Source organism: Pseudomonas sp. IT-P44, from assembly GCF_949768225.1.
In the GTDB taxonomy this organism is placed as follows: Bacteria; Pseudomonadota; Gammaproteobacteria; order Pseudomonadales; family Pseudomonadaceae; genus Aquipseudomonas; species Aquipseudomonas migulae.
Window position 1 is genome coordinate 21,779 of the sequence record NZ_CATKQM010000027.1, and the last position, 18,731, is coordinate 40,509.

Genomic DNA, 18,731 nt, shown 5'->3' on the forward strand with positions numbered 1-18,731 from the left:
CAGCGAAGATCGTCAACGATAACGCGTGCTATCTGAATGACCGCGTTCTCCAGACGTTTTTCGCGAGCAAGCTCGCTCCTGCAACGGATTCAGGAGCATCCGGCTTTCAGCACTGCGCAGGACTCAATCCCCCAACGCTTCCCCCTCCCGACGCGGATCCGCGCCACCCGCCAGCGACGCTTTCCCCTGCGCATCCCTGACCCGAACAATCGCCTGCGTCCCGCTGGTCATGTCGATCTCGCTCACGTTGTGCCCCTTGTCCTTCAGCGCCTGAATCAGCTCGGCGCTGAACTGCCCGCGTTCCAGTTCGGTCGGGCCGTTGCGGCTGCCAAAGTTGGGCAGGTTGATGGCGGTTTGCGGGTCGAGATTCCAGTCGAGCAGGCCGAGGGTGGATTTGGCCACGTACTCGATGATTTGCGAGCCGCCTGGAGAGCCGATGGTGGCGAGGAATTCGCCGCTCTGGCGGTCGAAGATCAGGCTCGGCGCCATGGACGAGCGCGGGCGTTTGCCGGGTTCGACGCGGTTGGCGACTTTTTGCCCGTTTTCTTCGGGGATGAACGAGAAGTCGGTCATCTGGTTGTTGAGCAGAAAGCCCTGAACCATCAGGTGCGAACCGAACGCGGATTCGACCGTGGTGGTCATCGACACCGCACCGCCCAGGTCATCGACCGCCACCACCTGAGAGGTGGAAATGCGCAGTGGCGAGCGGTCCGGCGCGTAGGCGACCTGAATGCCCGGCGGCGTGCCGGGCTTGGCAGTGCCCATGCTGCGATCACCGATCAGAGCGGCGCGGCTGGCCAGATAAGTCGGGTCCACCAGGCCTTTGACCGGGACGGGCACGAAGTCGCTGTCGGCGACGTACTGTGCACGGTCGGCGTAGGCGAGGCGCTCGGCTTCGGAGATCAGGTGCACGGCTTCAGGGGCCGGTTCGATGCCGGCGGGTTGGGTGCTTTTGACTGGCTTCAGTGGAGCCAGGGCATAACGCGGGTCGCGGGCTTCCAGCGCCTGCAAGGTGCCGAGAATCTGCGCCACGGCGATTCCGCCCGACGACGGTGGCGGCATGCCGCAGACCTGCCAGCGTTTGTAATCGGTGCACAGCGGCGCGCGTTCCTTGGCGGTGTAACCGTTGAGGTCGTTCAGCGACAGCGTGCCGGGGTTGGCGTGGCCCTGAACCTTGGCGACGATTTCCTGCGCGATGGGGCCTTTGTACAGCGCATCGGGACCTTCCTTGGCGATGCGTTTGAATACGGCGGCCAGTGCCGGATTTTTCAGTGAGGTGCCGACGGCTTTCGGGCTGCCATCCGCATTCAGGAAGTACGCCATCATGTCCGGCGAGCGTTGCATGGACGAATCCGAAGCAATCAACTGATGCAGGCGCGGCGAGATGGCGAAGCCTTGTTCCGCGAGTTTGATCGCCGGCTCGAACAGCTGCGCCCAGGGCAGGCGACCGTGTTTTTGATGGGCCAGTTCCAGCGCCCGCAACACGCCCGGTGTGCCGACCGAACGACCGCCAATCTGCGCCTGAGTGAACGGCATTGGTTTGCCATCGGCCTGCAGGAACAGCTTCTCGGTGGCACCTGCCGGTGCGGTTTCGCGACCGTCGTACGTGCGCACGGCTTTGCCATCCCACAACACAATCAACGCGCCACCACCGATACCCGACGATTGCGGCTCGACCAGCGTCAGCACTGCTTGCATGGCGATGGCGGCATCAATCGCCGAACCGCCCTGACGCAGCATCGCCCGTCCGGCTTCGGCGGCGAGTGGGTTGGCTGCTGCTGCCATGTGTTTCGAGGCGTGGCGGGTTTGCAGGTCGGTGCGATAGCCCGAGGCGGTTTCCGGTGCGACCGGTAAGGTCGAGGAGGGCGGGGCACTGCACGCCGCGAGGATTAATGCACTGGCAATCAGCGAAAGGGCTGACAGGCGATAGCGGCTCAAATGAAGGGTTGAGAACACGCGGGGCACTCCGTCCGTGGGAAAAGTTCAGGGGACTTTATCGGCCGACAGGAAGCGACGCAAACCACAGGACGTTTTGTCCTTCATCCATTGGCGGATTTTCTGTAGGGTCGAGGGCAACAGGCAGGCCAGAAAACAAACAAGAGGCAGACATGCAGACCGACTTTCCCACCCAGCCCGGCTATCGCACCCAGCGTGAACAGTTTCTGGCCGCAGCGACCACGGCCGGCGCGACGCTGACTGAGTACCCGCACCCGCTCAAAGGGCCGTTCGGTGAGCCGTTGAGCACCGATGTGGCGGTACTCGGTGATCCGGGCGCCAAGCGCTTGCTGGTCGCGTTGAGCGGCACTCACGGGGTCGAAGGTTTCTATGGCTCGGGCTGTCAGATCAAATGGATGCAGGAGTTGGGCAAGCGTTCACTGCCGGCCGATGTCGCCGTGGTGTTCGTTCATCTGATCAATCCCTGGGGCACGGCGTGGCTGCGCCGGGTCAACGAAGACAACATCGACCTGAACCGCAATCACCTGAACTTTGAACATCCACTGCCGGACAACCGGGCCTACGCCGCGCTACATGAAATCTATGCCTGCACTGAGTTGGCAGGCCCCGAGCGTGATCGCGCCGATGCGTTGCTCAACCAGCAGATCCACGATCACGGCTGGCCGGCGGTGATGTCGATTGTCGAGGGCGGCCAGCACAGTCATCCCGATGGTCTGTTTTATGGCGGGCGGGCACCGGCCTGGTCGAACCGTACGTTGCACCAGATCCTGCAAAAGCATGTCGCCCACGCGGAGGTCGCGATGTGCTTTGACCTGCACACCGGCGCCGGGGAGTACGGCCATCCGATGTTGCTGACCATCACCGAGTCGGCCTACCCGGCGCTGCCAGAGGCGCAGGCCATTTACGGGCCATGGCTCTACACGTTGCTGACCGGTGCCGATACGCTGAGCGAAACCGGCGTGGCCGCGACGGCAACCGGCTACACCTCGCAGGCGCTGATCGACGCGTTGCCGCAGGTGCGCCTGATGCCTTTCGTGATTGAGTGCGGGACGTATCCGGGGGCCGAGGTTCATCGTCATCTGCGTGACGATCATTGGCTGCATCTGCACGGCAATCCGAGTGATGCGGTAGGGCGTGAGATCAAACTGAATCTGCTGGAGCAGTTCTATCCTGCCGACAGCGACTGGCAGGCGATGGTCTGGTTGCGTACGTGGCAGATATGGGAGCGGGGGTTGTCGGCGCTGGCGGCGATGCGTTCCTGACAGGTGTTGTGGTCCGGTTCAGGTTTTGTGGAGCCTGTCAGGCCGCCATCGCCAGCAAGCCGGCTCCTACAGGTTTTGTGTCGGGCAAAGAGTTCGCGCACGACACATGCCCGTGTATGTGTTGGCCAAAGAATCCGTGCACTTTTCTCCGGGCATAAAAAAACGGCCTACCTTTCGGTAAGCCGTTTTTAGTACTTGGTGGCTACACAGGGACTTGAACCCCGGACCCCAGCATTATGAATGCTATGCTCTAACCAACTGAGCTATGTAGCCAAGTGGCGCGCATTATTCGCGGGAAACGAATATGCGTCAAGCGCTTTTTTAAAAAATTTATCTACGCTATCAACCGTTTATCAAAATCCCTCGTTCAACAGCGGTGAAGGGCAGCGCTGGAACCAGCGACTCGCCTGTTCGTAAGCGTGGGCCAGTTGCAGAACGGCGAAGTCGGCCTGGTGCCTGCCGATGATTTGCAGGCCCATCGGTAAACCGTTCGAATTGAACCCTGCTTGCACATTCGCCACCGGACAGCCGGACAAAGTGCCAGGGATCACCACTTCCATCCATCGGTGATAGGTGTCCATGGTCACGCCTTCAATAGACGTCGGCCACGGCTGGGTTTTGTCGAACGGGAACACCTGGGCGCTGGGCAGCAGCAAGTAATCGAACTCTTCAAACAGCCGGGAGATCGCCCTGTACCAGTTACTACGCTCCACGGAGGCCGTAAATACCTCGCTGGCGGACAGTTTCAAACCGTGTTCGATTTCCCAGCAGGCTTCCGGTTTCAGTTGTGCACGTTTTTGCGGATCGGCATAAATTGCGCCCAGAGAGCCGGCGACCATCCAGTGACGCAAGGTTCGCCAACTGCTCCACAACTGTTGCGGGGCGAATTCAGGCTGCACCGCTTCGACGTGACAACCGAGACTTTCGAAGTCGGCGAAGGTTTTTTCGCAGAGCTCGAGAATGCCTTTTTCCATCGGCAGATAGCCGTTGAAATCTCCCAGCCAGCCCAGGCGCGTGCCTTTGAAGTCCCGCTCCAGTGGCGCCGCGAAGGCGCTGCCGGACTCGGTGATGGACAGCGGCGCCCGGGCATCGGCGCCGGCCTGTACCGACAGCAACAACGCGGCATCGCGCACGCTGCGGCCCATGGGGCCTTCATAGCCGAGCTGATCGATGAACAGGTCGGCGCTGTCATCGAAGGGGACACGCCCTTGGGAAGGGCGGAAACCGAAGATATTGTTGAAGGCGGCCGGGTTGCGCAGCGAGCCCATCATGTCGCTGCCGTCGGCCACCGGCACCAGATGCATCGCCAGCGCCGCCGCCGCACCACCGCTGCTGCCGCCGGCCGTTTTGTTTGGGTCATAAGCGCAGCCGGTGGCGCCGAATAGCGGGTTATAGCTTTGCGAGCCGAGACCGAATTCCGGGGTGTTGCTTTTGCCGATGATGATCACGCCGGCCGCCTTTAGCCGTTCCACCATGATCCCGTCGCGATCGGGAATAAAGTCCTTATACAGCGGCGAACCCAGCGTCGTGCGGATACCACGGGTCAGCGACAGGTCTTTGACCGCATGCGGCAAGCCGTGCATCCAGCCACGGTACTCGCCCCGTGCCAGCTCGGCGTCGCGCAGATCGGCCTGGGCCAGCAGATCCTCCGGCGTTTGCAGGCTGATCAGCGCATTGACCCGCGGGTTGAAGCGATCGATATGGGCCAGGTAAGTCTGCATCACTTCCCGGCAGGAAACCTGGCGCAGGCGAATGCGTTCGGCGAGTTCATGGGCCTGCAGCAGGACCAGTTCGCTGATGTTATTAGAAGTCATTGCAACGCTGCCTTTCGGACGGCTGGAGGAACACCCCGTCACGGGACGGGGCGCTGGGAATCAACGCATCAGGCTGGTCCAGAGACGGTCGGCCAGGCGGATCGCGCTTTCGCCGCAGGTCTTGCTGAACACCACCTGGGTACCTTCGGGAATGTGCAGCTCCGGGGCGTCCTTGAGGCTGGCGTCGAGGAACGGTTCCACACCCTTGATCGGGCTTTGGTGCTTGAGGAAGTTCTGGGTCATCGCGGCATTTTCAGGCTGGCTGAGGAACGCGATAAACGCCTTGGCGTTCGCCGGGTTCTTGCTGCCGGTCGGGATCACCATGTTGTCGACCCACGCCAGCACGCCTTCTTTCGGGTAGAGGTATTTCAGGCCGGGTTTCATTTCTCGGGCGCGCATCGACGAGCCGCCCCAGAACATCGACATGTCGATTTCGCCCGCCGCCAGGTTCTCGCGAATCGAGCCGGCCTTGGAGCTGTAGGTCTTGACGAAAGGTTTCTGCGCCTTGAGCAAGCTCAGCACTTGCTGCATCTGCTTGGGGTCTTCGCTGCACAGCGGGATGTTCAGGTACAGGCTGGCCATGTCGATCGCGTCGCTGACTGAGTCGAACATGTTGATTCGTCCCTGCAACTCGGCTGGCGGTTCGTAAAGCACCTTGTAGCTGTCGGCCGGGCCTTTGTAGCGTTCAGTGTTGAGCACCACGCTGGTGGTACCCCAGATGAACGGCACGGAATACGCACCTTCCGGATCCCAGGTGGGTTTTTTCAGGTTATCCACAACGCTGGCGTAGTAGGGCTCCTTGACCGGGTCGAAGCGCTCCAGCAGATGTTCCTTGATCAGGATCGGCACGAACTGGTGCGACGGAATCGCCACGTCATAACCCGCACCGCCCTGTTTCAGTTTGGCCAGCAAGGTTTCGTTGGAATCGTAGGAATCCACGGTGACTTCGATGCCGGTCTGTTTCTGGAACTTGGCGAGAATCTCCGGCGAAAAGTAGCCACTCCAGCTCACCACGTTGAGTTTTTCTGCGGCCTGAACATTGCCGGCCAGTGTCAGTAACAGCGAAGTCCCAATGCTTGCAATCAACTTGCTCATGCTATGTCCTCACGGTAAGTAGAAGGTTCAGGTGTTCTTTTTGCCCAGCAGGTAGGAGAGGCTGACGAACAGCACCGAGACGCCCAGGATCAGGGTCGAGACGGCGTTGACGTCGGGTGTCACGCCCATGCGCAGCAGGCCGAAAATGAAGATCGGCAAGGTGGTGGTGCCAGCCTGGGAGACCATCATCGAGATCACGAAGTTATCCAGCGAGACGATGAAGGCCAGCATCAGCCCGGAGAAAATCCCTGGCATCAGCAGCGGCAGGGTGACCTTGCGAAAGGTCCGCCACGGGCCGGCGTAGAGGTCGGCCGAAGCCTGCTCCAGAGACAGGTCCATGTCGTTGAGGCGCGCGCGGATCGGCAGGTAGGCAAAAGGAATGCAAAACACCGTGTGGGCGATGATCAGGTTGCCGTAGCCCAGGGACAGGCCGAGGGTGGAAAACAGCGCCAGCGTGGCGACACCGACCACGATTTCCGGCAGCACCAGCGGCAGCATGATCGCGCCCATCGACAGTTGCAGGCCTTTGAATTTGGCGCCTCGCGAGGTGCCAAGAGCGGCGAGGGTGGCAATCGCCGTGGCTATCATGCTGGAGCAGACCGCGATCAACAGACTGTTGCCAGCCGCCTGGCGCAGGGCCTGATTGGCGAACGCCGCGCGGTACCAGTCGAGACTGAAGCCAGTCCACACCGTTGCCGACTGGTTGGCGTTGAACGAGAACACCACCAGCACCACGATAGGCGCGTAGAGGTACAGGTAGAACAGGAAGCTGAAGCCGCCGAAGCCTGGAAAATCCTGCACACCCAGGCTGTTTCGCTTGAATAGACGCAGCATCATGCACCTCCTTTCGCGATGCGCTGGCGCTCGGCGCGCAAAGCGTAAAAGGTCAGCACCAGCATCACTGCCGCCATCAAAACCAGCGACAGCGCCGCACCGAAAGGCCAATTACGCGCATCGCTGAACTGCCGGAAGATCAGGTTGCCAAGCATCATTCGCGTCCCGCCGCCCAGCAATTCCGGGGCGATCATCGCGCCGAGGCAAGGCACAAACGTGAGGATGGCCCCAGCGAGAATCCCCGGTTTGGCAATCGGCAGCACCACTTTGCGCAAGGTGCGCACACGCCCGGCGTAGAGATCCTGAGCGGCCTCCAGCAAGCGGATGTCCATCTTTTCCAGGGTCGCGTAGATCGGCAACACCACGAAGGGCGCGTAGGTGTAAACCAGCCCCAGCAGCACCGCGCCATCGGTGTAGAGCAGTTGCAACGGCTGGTCGATGACCCCGAGGCCCATCAGGCTGTTGTTGATCACCCCGGTGTTACGCAGCAACAGAATCCAGGCATAGGTGCGGATCAGCAGGTTGGCCCAGAACGGCACGGTGATCAGAAAGATCAGCAAGCCGCGTCGATGTGCCGGTTGCATGGCCAGCCACACCGCCACCGGAAAGCCGATCAGCAACGTGATGATCGTCGTCAGCCCGGCGATGCCGATGGAACGCAAGGCGATCAGCAGGTAGGAATCGGCGAACGCCAGGCTGTCGTCCAGTTGCCTTTCGAACAGCAGCGAGGTGTAGGCGTCGCTGCTGAAGACTTTGTTGACCCCGCCGTAGGGGTTGGCTTCCATCAGCGAGTAGCTGATGACAATCAGGATCGGCACGATCAGAAACAGGCCGATGGCGATCAGCGCCGGGCTGACCCCGAGAAAGCTCTGGAAGGCCTTACGGCGCTCCAGGGTGTTGGCGATCGGTAAAGCGTGCATGGCAATTCCTCGGGCTCAATCGTGCAGGACGCTGGCGCTGCCGCTGTCAAACAACAGGCCGGCCTGGGTGCCGACGGCGAAGCGCAGGCTACGGTCGACGCTGTTGGGCGTGCGCACGGTGAGGCGCGAACCGTCGTTGAGGCTGACTTGATATTGCAGGTCGGTGCCGAGGTAGATCTGTGCCTCGATCCGGCACGGCAGTGCGCCATCGGTGTCGCCAGGCACGAGGTGCAGACGCTCGGGGCGCACGGACAGCGCGACGTTGGCGCCGACCTGAACATCGCTGCAAGGCTGTGCCGGCAGCGGATGCCCGGCGGGGCCGGCGAACCAGGCCTGGCCGTTTTCGACGCGAGTGACCGTACCTTCGATGAAGTTGGTTTCGCCGATGAAGTCCGCCACGAAGCGATTGCGCGGGCGTTCGTAGATGTCTTCCGGGCGACCAACCTGTTGTACTTCGCCTTCGGACAGCACGGCGATGCGGTCGGACATGGTCAGCGCTTCTTCCTGATCGTGGGTGACGAAGATGAAGGTGATGCCGGTCTTGGCCTGGATGGTTTTCAGCTCTTCGCGCATGGCCTGGCGCAACTTGAGGTCGAGGGCCGAAAGCGGCTCATCGAGCAGCAATACTTTGGGATGCGGCGCCAGTGCCCGCGCCAGGGCAACGCGCTGTTGCTGACCGCCGGACAATTGCGCGCGGCTTGCGTGCAGCAAAGCGTTCCATCTGCACCAGCGCGAGCATTTCGCGTACACGCTCGGCGACCTGGGCCTTGCTCATCACTTTGCCCATCGGGTGTGATTCGAGGCCGAAGGCCAGGTTCTCGGCGATGGTCATGTGCGGGAACAACGCGTAATGCTGAAACACCGTGTTGACCGGGCGTTCGAAAGGCGGGCGGTCGGCGATGTTTTCGCCGTAGAGCAGAATCTCGCCCTCGGTCGGAAACTCGAACCCGGCGATCATCCGCAAGAGCGTGGTTTTGCCGCAGCCGGAAGGGCCGAGGAGGGTGAAGAATTCGTTGTCGCGAATGTCCAGGTCGATGCTTTTCAGCGCCACCGGGCCGGTCTTCGGATCACCGTAGACTTTGCGCACCGAGCGGATGGACACCGCCAGTGTTTGCAGCGAATGCAGGGCATTCATGCGTTACCTCCGATTCCCCCATCGCCTGCGGATGCGCTGATGTCAGCTGCGCCGTCGGGCCATGGATATTATTTTTCTGGGCAGGATCGAGATGTGTTCGGGTGTTTTGAGCCAGCTGTTTTTTATTTTGCTGTGCCTGGATTATCAGTGAGGGGTTGCGGGGGCGAAACTTCAATTTTAACATACGACCTGTTAAATAATTTAATAGCAGAGGGCGGCCAGCACCATGCCTGACTACCGTTTACCGCCGCTGAATGCGGTGCGTGCCTTCGATGCGGCGGCCCGTCTCGGCAGCTACGTCGAGGCCTCGAAAGCGCTGCATGTGACCCAGCCTGCAATCGGTCGGCATGTAAAACTGCTGGAGGAATGGCTGGGCATTCAACTGTTCGATCGCACGTCTCGTGGTGTGACCTTGACGTTGGCGGGGGAGAAATATCACCGCAAGATTGCAGCTGCCTTGCAACTGATGATCGAGGCGGGGAAGGAAGCGCGGCCCAAGGACGCCGAGCGTTGGCTGCGCATCATGGTGGTGCCGGGTTTTGCCAAACGCTGGCTGATGCCGCGCATTGAAGTCATGCGCCATTTACGGCCGGGTCTGAAGTTCGCCATCGAGCCCAACTCCACCTTCACCGATGTCGATGGCAAGAGTGCTGATCTTGGGATTGTCTACGGCGTGGACGGGCAATATGCGCATTCCCGCGAGAGCCTGATCTGCCCGCGCGTGTTTCCGATCTGTACCCCCGATTACCTCGCCAGCATCGATCCCATCGAGAGTCCCGCCGACCTGGTGCGACACAATCTGATTCACGTCGATGACGGCGAATGGTGGAACCTGTGGTTTGCGGCCCACGATCTGGATGTGCACCTCAATTCGGACATGCTCTACGTCAACAATGACCATGCGCTGTCGGTGGCCGAGAGCGGGCAGGGCATTGCGCTGGCCAATGAAGTATTGGTGCGTGAAGAGCTCAAAAGCGGCGCGCTGGTGCGGGTGCTCGACGCGGAGGTCAAACTGGAAAGCTATCGCGTGTTGACGCCATCCGCAGAGCTTTCGGCGGATGTGTCGTGGTTTATCCAGTGGCTGAAGAGCGAGCTGGAGCAGGACTTTCCGGAAGCGGTGATCTTGCCGGTGTAGCTGCTGGCGAAAGGTATGGGAGATTTCATGTTGCACATCAGCCCGGGATTTTCAGCTTTGGGTTTTGGGTTTTGGGGTGGTGTACATATCCGTTGCTGCGGTAACGGCGGCTAATGGTTTCGCTTTTACAGCGAGTTACTTGGAAGAGCCCCAAGTAACCAAGGGCTCTTGCCCCTTTCGTTCGGTGCCTCGCTGTGGCTCGGCATGCCCTCGCTCCGGTCCTGCTCCGTGGGCCCGCCGCCATCGGCCATCCATGGTCGGGGGCGGCTAACCCGGCATCCATGCCGGGTTGCCCACTGCGCAGAACCTGCGCTCAGCCTCTCGAGGGGGCGACAACCGCCACAGCCGCCGAGGCGGCCTGAAAGCCGACCTGGCTCTTCAGTTGTCCTTCTTTACTGCGTTCACTCATTCCCGACATGAACACCAATCCCCTGTAGGAGCCGGCTTGCTGCGGGCGGCGTTCCGACGATAGCGTCCGTCCAATCAATAAACAGGTGACTGACCCACCGCTATCGCCAGCAAGCCGGCTCCTACAATGGATTGGGTTTACATGGTTCGAAATTGTAGGAGCTGGCTTGCCAGCGATGGCCGTCAACGATAACGCGGGGTATCTGAATGAACGAGTTGCCCAGACGATTTTCGCCAGCAAGCCGTCTTCTACAGGGGATCTGCGTACGCTTTTGATTTTCACCACTCATCAGGCCGAGCGTTAGCTCGCCTTCAGCTTTTGATCTTGAGGTACACGCCCCCTCGAGAGGCCGAGCGCAGGTTCTGCGCAGTGGGCAACCCGGCATGGATGCCGGGTTAGCCGCCCCCGGCCATGGATGGCCGATGGCGGCGGGCCCACGGAGCAGGACCGGAGCGAGGGCATGCCGAGCCATGGCGAGGCACCGAACGAAAGGGGCAAAAGCGCTTGGTTACTTGGCGCTTCTCCAAGTGACTCGCCGTAAGGGCGAAACCAATAGCCGCCGTTACCGCAGCAACGGATATGTACACCCCCCAAAGCCCAAAGCCCAAAAGCCGCCCAGCTAAAGATTCCAGGTGGTAAGCGGCTAAAGGGTTTACCTCAGCTCAAGCGGAACCGCCCCGTGTTATCGCTCAACGCCTTGCTACCCTGACTCAAAGTGTCCGCAGCCTGATTCACTGCCCGCGCCCCTTCAAGCAAACGGACCGCCGCCTGATCGACCTGCTGGATGTTGCCGCTGACTTCGTCGGCAGTGGTCGCTTGCTCGTCGACCGCCGTAGCGATCTGCGCCAACGTGTCGGTGACGCTCTGCACGGCACTGGCGATTTCCCCCAGTCGTTCACCGAGGCCAGTGACTGCTTGCGCATCGGATTGCGCCTGGCCACAGGCGGCTTCCATCAGGCTCACGGCTTCGTTCACCGTGTTGCGCAGGCTGTCGACGGTGCCGGCGATCTGCGCAGTGGACGATTGGGTGCGCTGCGAGAGGCTGCGCACTTCATCGGCCACCACCGCAAAGCCACGGCCCTGTTCACCGGCACGCGCGGCCTCGATAGCGGCGTTGAGCGCCAACAGGTTGGTCTGCTCGGCGACACCGCGAATGGTGTCGACCACCAACTGAATCTGCTGCCCTTGTTCGCTGACCCGTCCGAGTGCGGCCGCCGTGTCGTTCAAACGCTGGTTGAGCTGCTGGATGCTCGCCGTTGTGCGCTGGCTGTCACGGCTACTGTCGGCAGCAATGCGCTGGGTATGCTGAGCGCTGCCGGAGGCCTGTTCGCAACTCTGGGCAACCCCTTGGGAAGTGGCGGCCAATTGCGTTGCCGCTGCCGCAATCTGGCTGATCTGCAATTGCTGCGCCTCGACCTCGCCCAAGGCGCCACTGGAATGGTGATTGAGCGTGCGCACCGCGTTACTCAGCTGCAAGGTTTCGTGATCGACCCCCAACAGACTATTGCGCAGTTGCACCACCGCAACGTTGAGCGCGGTGCTGATCGCCGCCAGTTCGTCGCGGCCTTCAACCGGCACTTGCAGGCTCAGATTGCCGTCGCGCAAGGCTTCGGCCAGCAGCGTGATGCCGCTGGCGCTGCGGCGGATCGAAGCCTGCAAGCAGATGAACAGGTACAACGCGGCCAGCAGCAGGCAACCAAAGATCACGGCCACCAGAATGAACTGGCGGATCGCCGAGCCATGGTAGTAATCCAGACGCTGATCCAGCGAGACCAACGACTGCTGACGCAGCGAGGCGAGGTCGGTGAGCAGGCTGTCCAGGCTGCGTTCGAACTCCTCGGGTTTGAGTTTGATGCTGCCGCCAAACACGCCGTCATCGAGGACTTTCAGCTCGGCGTCGAGGTGTTTGAGGTTGTCATGGTACTGCCCGGCCCACGCCTGCAAGGCACTGGGCAGGCGCGCTTCCAGCAGGCCGGCGGTTTTGACAAGCTGCTCACGGGCGTCGCCGATGCGGCTGCGCAGGTCGCGCAATTGCAGGCGGCTTTGCAGGGTGAATTGCCCGGACACCACCGACGCCTGGCCGACGCTGGCCAGACGGCCGACGCGCTCAATCAGGTCCGGCGCGTGTTGCGTCGAGATCTGCGTCAGCAGGTAGGTTTCCAGCCACGGTGCGAGGGTCAGGCGATTGTCCATGGCGATCTGCTCGCGCAGGGCCTGCAGGGCACTCAAGGCGTTGGTGAAACGGTCGTAACCGTCCGGCCACCAGCCGACGCTGCTCAGGCTTTTCGAATCGAGGCCGTTGAGCGCGGTTTGCAGCGCTTGGTAGCGAGTGAGGGTTTCGCCCTCGGCGCCTTCGGTTTGCAACGCGTTGCCAAGGTCCGTGGTGGCTTGCGCGACCGCCGGCTGAACGGCATCGAACGCCGCCATCGCGGCGAGGGTGGCCGGTGTCGGTTGGCGATTGGTCTCGGTGGCACGCCAGCGCGCGGCGCGGTCACGCTGGGCGGCGAGCAGGTTATCCAGCGCATCCAGCGCGAGCAGCTGCCTAACCCCGGCACGTTCGCCGGAAATCAGGTTCAGTTTGGCGCGATAGTCCTGGCCGATCATCAGCAGGCTACCCGCCAGTGGCAGGATAAACAGCAGAAACAACAACTGAAATTTACGGGCGAAGCCGAAACGCCCCAGCAACCCGATCCCCGGAGATAAAAAAGCCTGCATGCCCCATGACTCCTCTGGACACCACGCACCAATGGCGTGCGTCGAAGTCGTTGCGACTGCGACTCGTGTCCTTTTTAAAGGCCTCGAAAGTTCACCCTCGCCAGCTCTGTAGGCCGACTCTGTAGCGAAACTTCCCATTCTCGGCGCCCTTTGTAAGGGCGCCGCGTTGAAGCGGATAACAAGGCAAGATTCAGACCATGGCGTTGCGCTATTACTTGCGGAAATTAGTTCGTTAGCTGGCTAAGGGGATGGCGCTGCTGCACTGAAAAATGGCACATTGACGCACCTGCCCGTGTGCACCCATCTGTTGTACGGAAACTCCCATGGCTATCAGCAATGCCCAGACCGGCGCGACGCCGGCATCCGCGACGTCACAAAGCAGCCCTCTGGTCATGCGCATCATCGGTGCCGTGGCGCTGGCGCATTTGATCAACGACCTGATTCAGTCGGTGCTGCCGTCGATCTACCCGATGCTCAAGGCCAACTACGGCCTGACCTTCACCCAGGTCGGCCTGATCACCCTGACCTTTCAACTGACGGCCTCGCTGTTACAACCGTGGGTCGGTTACCACACCGATCGTCATCCCAAACCCTGGCTGCTTCCGGCCGGTACGGTGTGTACGTTGATTGGTATTTTGATGATGTCGGTGGTCGGCAGCTTTCCGATGATCCTGCTGGCGGCAGGGCTGATCGGTATTGGTTCCTCGACCTTTCACCCGGAAGCCTCCCGTGTGGCGCGACTGGCTTCGGGCGGGCGCTTCGGTCTGGCGCAATCGACGTTCCAGGTGGGCGGTAACGCGGGTTCGGCCTTTGGCCCATTGCTGGCGGCGGCGATCATCATTCCGTTCGGCCAGGGCCATGTGGCGTGGTTCGGCTTGTTCGCGTTGTTTGCGCTGTTCGTGCTCTACCGGATCAGCCGTTGGTACGCCAATCACTTGAACCTGTTCAAGCTCAAGCAAGGTCAGGCGGCCACTCATGGCTTGTCGAAGGGCAGGGTCACCAGTGCGCTGGTGGTGCTTGGGCTGCTGGTGTTCTCCAAGTATTTCTACATGGCCAGTCTGACCAGTTACTTCACCTTTTACCTGATCGAGAAATTCGACCTCTCGGTGGCCAGTTCGCAGCTGCATCTGTTCCTGTTTCTGGGGGCGGTGGCGGCGGGGACTTTCTTCGGCGGACCGATTGGCGACAAGATTGGGCGTAAGGCGGTGATCTGGTTTTCGATCCTTGGGGTTGCGCCGTTCACCCTGATCCTGCCGCATGTTGATTTGTTCTGGACCAGCATTCTGAGCGTGGTGATTGGCTTCATCCTGGCCTCGGCATTCTCGGCCATTGTGGTTTATGCACAGGAATTGGTGCCGGGTAATGTCGGGATGATTGCCGGGGTGTTCTTCGGGCTGATGTTCGGTTTCGGCGGGATTGGCGCGGCGTTGCTGGGGCATCTGGCGGACGTGCACGGCATCGAATACGTGTACTTCCTGTGCTCGTTCCTGCCGTTGTTGGGCGTGTTGGCGATCTTCCTGCCAAGAACCAAAAAGGCCTGATCTATACATTTCTTCTGTAGGAGCCGGCTTGCTGCGGGCGGCGTTCCGACGATGAACGATCACGCGGACTGGCTGGTTAGCCGCGGTGTCTGGATCGTCGGAACGCCGCCCGCAGCAAGCCGGCTCCTACAGGATTGCGGTGAACGGGATTTCAGGCACAAAAAAGCCGCGTATCAAACGCGGCTTTTTCTTGGGCGGGTGTTTTTACACGTTGAAACGGAAGTGCATCACGTCGCCGTCTTTCACGATGTAGTCCTTGCCTTCCAGACGCCATTTACCGGCTTCTTTGGTGCCGGCTTCGCCCTTGTACTGGATGAAGTCGTCGTAGGCGATGACTTCGGCGCGGATGAAGCCTTTTTCGAAGTCGGTGTGGATCACGCCAGCGGCTTGCGGTGCGGTGGCACCAACGCGGACGGTCCAGGCGCGGACTTCTTCGACACCGGCGGTGAAGTAGGTCTGCAGGTGCAGCATTTCGTAGCCGGCGCGGATCACGCGGTTCAGGCCAGGCTCTTCGAGGCCCAGGGCTTCGAGGAACATGTCTTTCTCTTCGCCGTCATCCAGCTCGGCAATTTCCGCTTCGATCTTGTTGCACACCGGAACAACCACGGCGCCTTCTTCTTCGGCGATGGCGCGGACCACGTCCAGGTGCGGGTTGTTTTCGAAACCGTCTTCAGCGACGTTAGCGATGTACATGACCGGTTTGGTGGTCAGCAGGTGGAAGCCCTTGATCACCGCTTTCTCGTCGGTGCCCATGCTCTTCATCAGGCTGCGCGCTGGCTTGCCTTCGGTGAAGTGAGCGATCAGTTGCTCCAGCAGGCCCTTCTGGACCACTGCGTCCTTGTCACCGCCCTTGGCGTTGCGTGCGACTTTCTGCAGTTGCTTCTCGCAGCTGTCGAGGTCGGCGAAGATCAGTTCCAGGTCGATGATTTCGATGTCGCGTTTCGGGTCGACGCTGTTGGAGACGTGAATCACGTTCTCGTCTTCGAAGCAGCGGACCACGTGGGCGATGGCATCGGTTTCACGGATGTTGGCCAGGAACTTGTTGCCCAGGCCTTCACCTTTCGAGGCGCCGGCAACGAGGCCCGCGATGTCGACGAATTCCATGGTGGTCGGCAGGATGCGCTTTGGTTTGACGATGGCCGCCAAGGCGTCCAGACGCGGATCCGGCATCGGCACGATACCGCTGTTCGGCTCGATGGTGCAGAAGGGGAAGTTCTCGGCCGCGATCCCGGATTTGGTCAGGGCGTTGAACAGGGTGGACTTACCGACGTTAGGCAGGCCGACGATGCCGCAATTGAATCCCATGGTGTTTTCCCCGAGGAGTAGAGTCAGGCCTTCTGGCTGTGCAGGTTTTTCATCGCGCGGTTCCATTCCCCGGCGAGGATATCCGGCAGCACGCCGAGGGCAAAGTCGATGCTGGCATCGAGTTTTTCCTGTTCGGCGCGTGGCGCACGACCCAGGACGAAATTTGAAACCATACTGGCTACGCCCGGATGGCCAATGCCAAGCCGCAAGCGGTAGAAGGTATTCTGATTGCCCAGCTGCGCGATGATGTCGCGCAACCCGTTGTGACCGCCATGGCCGCCGCCCTGTTTGAGTTTGGCAACGCCCGGTGGCAGGTCGAGTTCGTCATGCGCCACGAGGATTTCTTCAGGCTTGATGCGGAAGAATCCTGCGAGTGCCGCCACGGCCTGGCCGCTGCGGTTCATGTACGTGGTGGGAATCAGCAGACGAACATCCTGACCCTGGTGCGAATAACGCCCGGTCAGGCCGAAATATTTGCGGTCCGCCACAAGGTTGACGCCTTGTGCGTTCGCGATGCGCTCAACAAAAAGGGCCCCTGCGTTATGCCGGGTCTGTTCGTATTCAGCGCCTGGATTTCCCAGGCCAACGATCAGTTTGATGGCAGTCACGATAGGGGCCCTTCTTTGGAGTGGTGGATAACATCGCCGCAATCCGGGTGTGCGGCGAAAGTGGACGACAAGTGCTCATTTACCATTATGTAAACTCCGCGTTCTCGCCCGCTTTCTCGCTACGTTCCAGTCCGCGATGTTACCGGGTCACTCCGGCATCACAGAGTGAATTACTCTGCAGCGCCTTCAGCAGCTTCTGGAGCAACACGTGGAGCGTGGACGTTGGCAACAGCCTTGTCATCGCCGTGTGCCAGAGCAACAAACTCAACGCCTTTAGGGGCTTTGAGGTCGGACAGGTGAATGATCGAACCGATTTCGGCGTTAGCCAGGTCGACTTCGATGAATTCAGGCAGGTCTTTTGGCAGGCAGGTCACTTCGATTTCAGCAACAACGTGCGAAATCTCGCCGCCTTTCTTCGCTGGTGCTTCTTCGTTGATGAAGTGCACTGGAACGATAGCGGTCAGCTTTTGGCCGGCAACTACGCGTACGAAGTCAGCGTGCATCACGTGGCCTTTGGCCGGGTGACGCTGCAGAGCTTTGATGATTACGTTTTGCTTGGTGCCACCAACGTTCAGCTCGATGATGTGGCTGTAAGCCGCTTCGTTTTCGAGCAGTTTGGCAACTTCTTTAGCCAGCATGCTGATGGATTCAGGGGCTTTTTCGCCACCGTAAACTACAGCTGGTACCAGGCTTGCGAGACGACGCAGGCGGCGGCTCGCACCTTTCCCCAGGTCGGAACGCACTTCAGCATTCAGAGTAAAATCGTTCATGTTGTATCTCCAAAATAACCACATTCGCCCCAGCGTTTGCGACCAGCGCTAAAGGCGATATGGGCAAAAAAGCCCCGCCCCGACAGGAATGCCGGGGCGGGGCGCTTTTCGTCAACGAGCTGTTCGAGAAGGGCAGGGCCCTTAACGGAACATCGCGCTGATCGATTCTTCATTGCTGATGCGGCGGACCGCTTCAGCAACAACCGGCGCGATATCCAGTTGACGGATACGCGAGCAGGCTTGAGCAGCTGCGGACAACGGGATGGTGTTAGTCACCACCAGTTCGTCCAGCATGGAATTTTCAATGTTTTCGATCGCCCGACCGGACAGCACAGGGTGTGTGCAGTAGGCGAAAACCTTGGCAGCGCCATGCTCTTTCAAAGCCTTTGCCGCGTGGCACAGAGTGCCGGCGGTATCGACCATGTCATCGACCAGAATACAGGTACGCCCTTCGACATCACCGATGATATGCATCACTTCAGAGTGATTGGCTTTCTCACGGCGTTTGTCGATGATCCCGAGATCCACGCCCAGGGATTTGGCAACAGCACGTGCACGCACGACGCCGCCAATGTCCGGGGACACGATCATCAGGTTTTCGAAGCGCTGATCTTCAATGTCATCCACCAGAACGGGGGAGCCGTAGATGTTATCTACCGGAATATCGAAGAAACCCTGGATTTGGTCAGCATGCAGATCAACCGTGAGAACACGGTCGATGCCGACTACGGTAAGCATGTCAGCAACGACTTTCGCGCTGATAGCCACACGTGCGGAACGCGGACGGCGATCCTGACGGGCATAACCAAAGTAAGGAATAACAGCAGTAATACGAGTAGCCGAGGAGCGGCGGAAGGCATCAGCCATCACTACCAGTTCCATCAGGTTATCGTTGGTCGGAGCGCAAGTCGGCTGAATAATGAAGACATCTTTACCGCGGACGTTTTCATTGATCTCGGCTGTAATCTCGCCGTCGGAAAACTTACCGACAGAGATGTCACCGAGAGGGATATGCAGCTGACGTACGACACGCCGAGCCAGATCGGGGTTAGCATTCCCCGTAAAGACCATCATCTTGGACACGCGCAGTACCTAGAGGCTGAGGGTAACCTGGATGAGTATAGAAAATGGCAGGGGCGGCTGGATTCGAACCAACGCATGGCAGGATCAAAACCTGCTGCCTTACCGCTTGGCGACGCCCCTGTATCTGTTGCAACGATTACCCAGTAATC

13 protein-coding genes, 2 tRNA genes and 1 pseudogene are annotated in these 18,731 nt (G+C 60.2%); 3 read left to right on the plus strand and 13 right to left on the minus strand.

Annotated elements, in window-relative coordinates:
• Positions 1-123: 123 nt before the first annotated feature.
• A complete protein-coding gene (gene ggt, locus ACM6IO_RS16015; protein ID WP_414911824.1) occupies positions 124-1,956 on the minus strand; it encodes a gamma-glutamyltransferase in 1,833 nt (610 codons plus the stop codon).
• 152 nt (positions 1,957-2,108) lie between these two features.
• Between ggt and ACM6IO_RS16020 the strand changes: the two genes are divergently transcribed.
• Positions 2,109-3,218 carry a DUF2817 domain-containing protein gene (locus ACM6IO_RS16020; protein WP_414911825.1) on the plus strand — a complete coding sequence of 370 codons (1,110 nt, stop codon included), beginning with the start codon at positions 2,109-2,111 and terminating at the stop codon, positions 3,216-3,218.
• Positions 3,219-3,414: 196 nt separating this feature from the next.
• Here the strand turns inward: ACM6IO_RS16020 and ACM6IO_RS16025 are convergent.
• From ACM6IO_RS16025 to ACM6IO_RS16050, 6 genes and pseudogenes are all read right to left on the minus strand, one after another.
• Positions 3,415-3,491 (minus strand) — tRNA-Met (locus ACM6IO_RS16025).
• Between the two features lie 80 nt (positions 3,492-3,571).
• Positions 3,572-5,032 (minus strand): amidase, encoded by a 1,461-nt coding sequence (locus ACM6IO_RS16030; protein ID WP_414911826.1) that lies wholly within the window; start codon positions 5,030-5,032, stop codon positions 3,572-3,574.
• 60 nt (positions 5,033-5,092) lie between these two features.
• The gene (locus ACM6IO_RS16035; protein WP_414911827.1) at positions 5,093-6,127 is read right to left on the minus strand and encodes an extracellular solute-binding protein; all 1,035 of its coding nucleotides are present in this window, start codon (positions 6,125-6,127) and stop codon (positions 5,093-5,095) included.
• 27 nt (positions 6,128-6,154) lie between these two features.
• Positions 6,155-6,964 (minus strand): ABC transporter permease, encoded by an 810-nt coding sequence (locus ACM6IO_RS16040; protein ID WP_414911828.1) that lies wholly within the window; start codon positions 6,962-6,964, stop codon positions 6,155-6,157.
• A complete protein-coding gene (locus ACM6IO_RS16045; RefSeq protein ID WP_414911829.1) occupies positions 6,961-7,881 on the minus strand; it encodes an ABC transporter permease in 921 nt (306 codons plus the stop codon). The genes ACM6IO_RS16040 and ACM6IO_RS16045 overlap by 4 nt, the downstream gene beginning before the upstream one ends.
• A 15-nt stretch (positions 7,882-7,896) precedes the next feature.
• Positions 7,897-9,016, minus strand: a pseudogene (locus tag ACM6IO_RS16050) (ABC transporter ATP-binding protein).
• A gap of 226 nt (positions 9,017-9,242) precedes the next feature.
• Here ACM6IO_RS16050 and ACM6IO_RS16055 point away from each other — a divergent pair.
• Entirely contained in the window at positions 9,243-10,151 is a 909-nt protein-coding gene (locus tag ACM6IO_RS16055) for a LysR substrate-binding domain-containing protein (protein ID WP_414911830.1), read from the plus strand.
• Positions 10,152-11,217: 1,066 nt separating this feature from the next.
• Here the strand turns inward: ACM6IO_RS16055 and ACM6IO_RS16060 are convergent.
• Positions 11,218-13,413 (minus strand): methyl-accepting chemotaxis protein, encoded by a 2,196-nt coding sequence (locus tag ACM6IO_RS16060; protein WP_414911831.1) that lies wholly within the window; start codon positions 13,411-13,413, stop codon positions 11,218-11,220.
• A gap of 185 nt (positions 13,414-13,598) precedes the next feature.
• Here ACM6IO_RS16060 and ACM6IO_RS16065 point away from each other — a divergent pair, with 185 nt between their 5' ends.
• Positions 13,599-14,816, plus strand: a complete 1,218-nt coding sequence (locus ACM6IO_RS16065) for an MFS transporter (RefSeq protein WP_008037203.1) — start codon at positions 13,599-13,601, stop codon at positions 14,814-14,816.
• A gap of 204 nt (positions 14,817-15,020) precedes the next feature.
• Here the strand turns inward: ACM6IO_RS16065 and ychF are convergent, their stop codons facing one another.
• The 5 genes from ychF to ACM6IO_RS16090 all read right to left on the minus strand — a co-directional run bounded on the left by ychF (position 15,021) and on the right by ACM6IO_RS16090 (position 18,702).
• Positions 15,021-16,121 carry a redox-regulated ATPase YchF gene (gene ychF, locus ACM6IO_RS16070; protein ID WP_207286086.1) on the minus strand — a complete coding sequence of 367 codons (1,101 nt, stop codon included), beginning with the start codon at positions 16,119-16,121 and terminating at the stop codon, positions 15,021-15,023.
• Between the two features lie 23 nt (positions 16,122-16,144).
• Entirely contained in the window at positions 16,145-16,729 is a 585-nt protein-coding gene (gene pth, locus ACM6IO_RS16075) for an aminoacyl-tRNA hydrolase (protein ID WP_008037207.1), read from the minus strand.
• Between the two features lie 170 nt (positions 16,730-16,899).
• Positions 16,900-17,499: a 50S ribosomal protein L25/general stress protein Ctc gene (locus tag ACM6IO_RS16080; protein ID WP_008025849.1), complete on the minus strand. Its 600-nt coding sequence runs from the start codon at positions 17,497-17,499 to the stop codon at positions 16,900-16,902.
• A gap of 141 nt (positions 17,500-17,640) precedes the next feature.
• Positions 17,641-18,582 (minus strand): ribose-phosphate pyrophosphokinase, encoded by a 942-nt coding sequence (locus ACM6IO_RS16085; protein WP_003208392.1) that lies wholly within the window; start codon positions 18,580-18,582, stop codon positions 17,641-17,643.
• A 45-nt stretch (positions 18,583-18,627) separates the two neighbouring features.
• Positions 18,628-18,702: transfer RNA gene (locus ACM6IO_RS16090), tRNA-Gln, on the minus strand.
• Positions 18,703-18,731 lie beyond the last annotated feature (29 nt).

Excerpts from the sequence above, each read along its gene's own strand:
- ACM6IO_RS16020 (WP_414911825.1), top strand. The coding sequence starts at position 2,109 with ATGCAGACCGACTTTCCCACCCAGCCCGGCTATCGCACCCAGCGTGAA.
- ACM6IO_RS16030 (WP_414911826.1), bottom strand. The coding sequence starts at position 5,032 with ATGACTTCTAATAACATCAGCGAACTGGTCCTGCTGCAGGCCCATGAA.
- ACM6IO_RS16035 (WP_414911827.1), bottom strand. The coding sequence starts at position 6,127 with ATGAGCAAGTTGATTGCAAGCATTGGGACTTCGCTGTTACTGACACTG.
- ACM6IO_RS16040 (WP_414911828.1), bottom strand. The coding sequence starts at position 6,964 with ATGATGCTGCGTCTATTCAAGCGAAACAGCCTGGGTGTGCAGGATTTT.
- ACM6IO_RS16045 (WP_414911829.1), bottom strand. The coding sequence starts at position 7,881 with ATGCACGCTTTACCGATCGCCAACACCCTGGAGCGCCGTAAGGCCTTC.
- ACM6IO_RS16055 (WP_414911830.1), top strand. The coding sequence starts at position 9,243 with ATGCCTGACTACCGTTTACCGCCGCTGAATGCGGTGCGTGCCTTCGAT.
- ACM6IO_RS16060 (WP_414911831.1), bottom strand. The coding sequence starts at position 13,413 with ATGGGAAGTTTCGCTACAGAGTCGGCCTACAGAGCTGGCGAGGGTGAA.
- ACM6IO_RS16065 (WP_008037203.1), top strand. The coding sequence starts at position 13,599 with ATGGCTATCAGCAATGCCCAGACCGGCGCGACGCCGGCATCCGCGACG.
- ychF (WP_207286086.1), bottom strand. The coding sequence starts at position 16,121 with ATGGGATTCAATTGCGGCATCGTCGGCCTGCCTAACGTCGGTAAGTCC.
- ACM6IO_RS16080 (WP_008025849.1), bottom strand. The coding sequence starts at position 17,499 with ATGAACGATTTTACTCTGAATGCTGAAGTGCGTTCCGACCTGGGGAAA.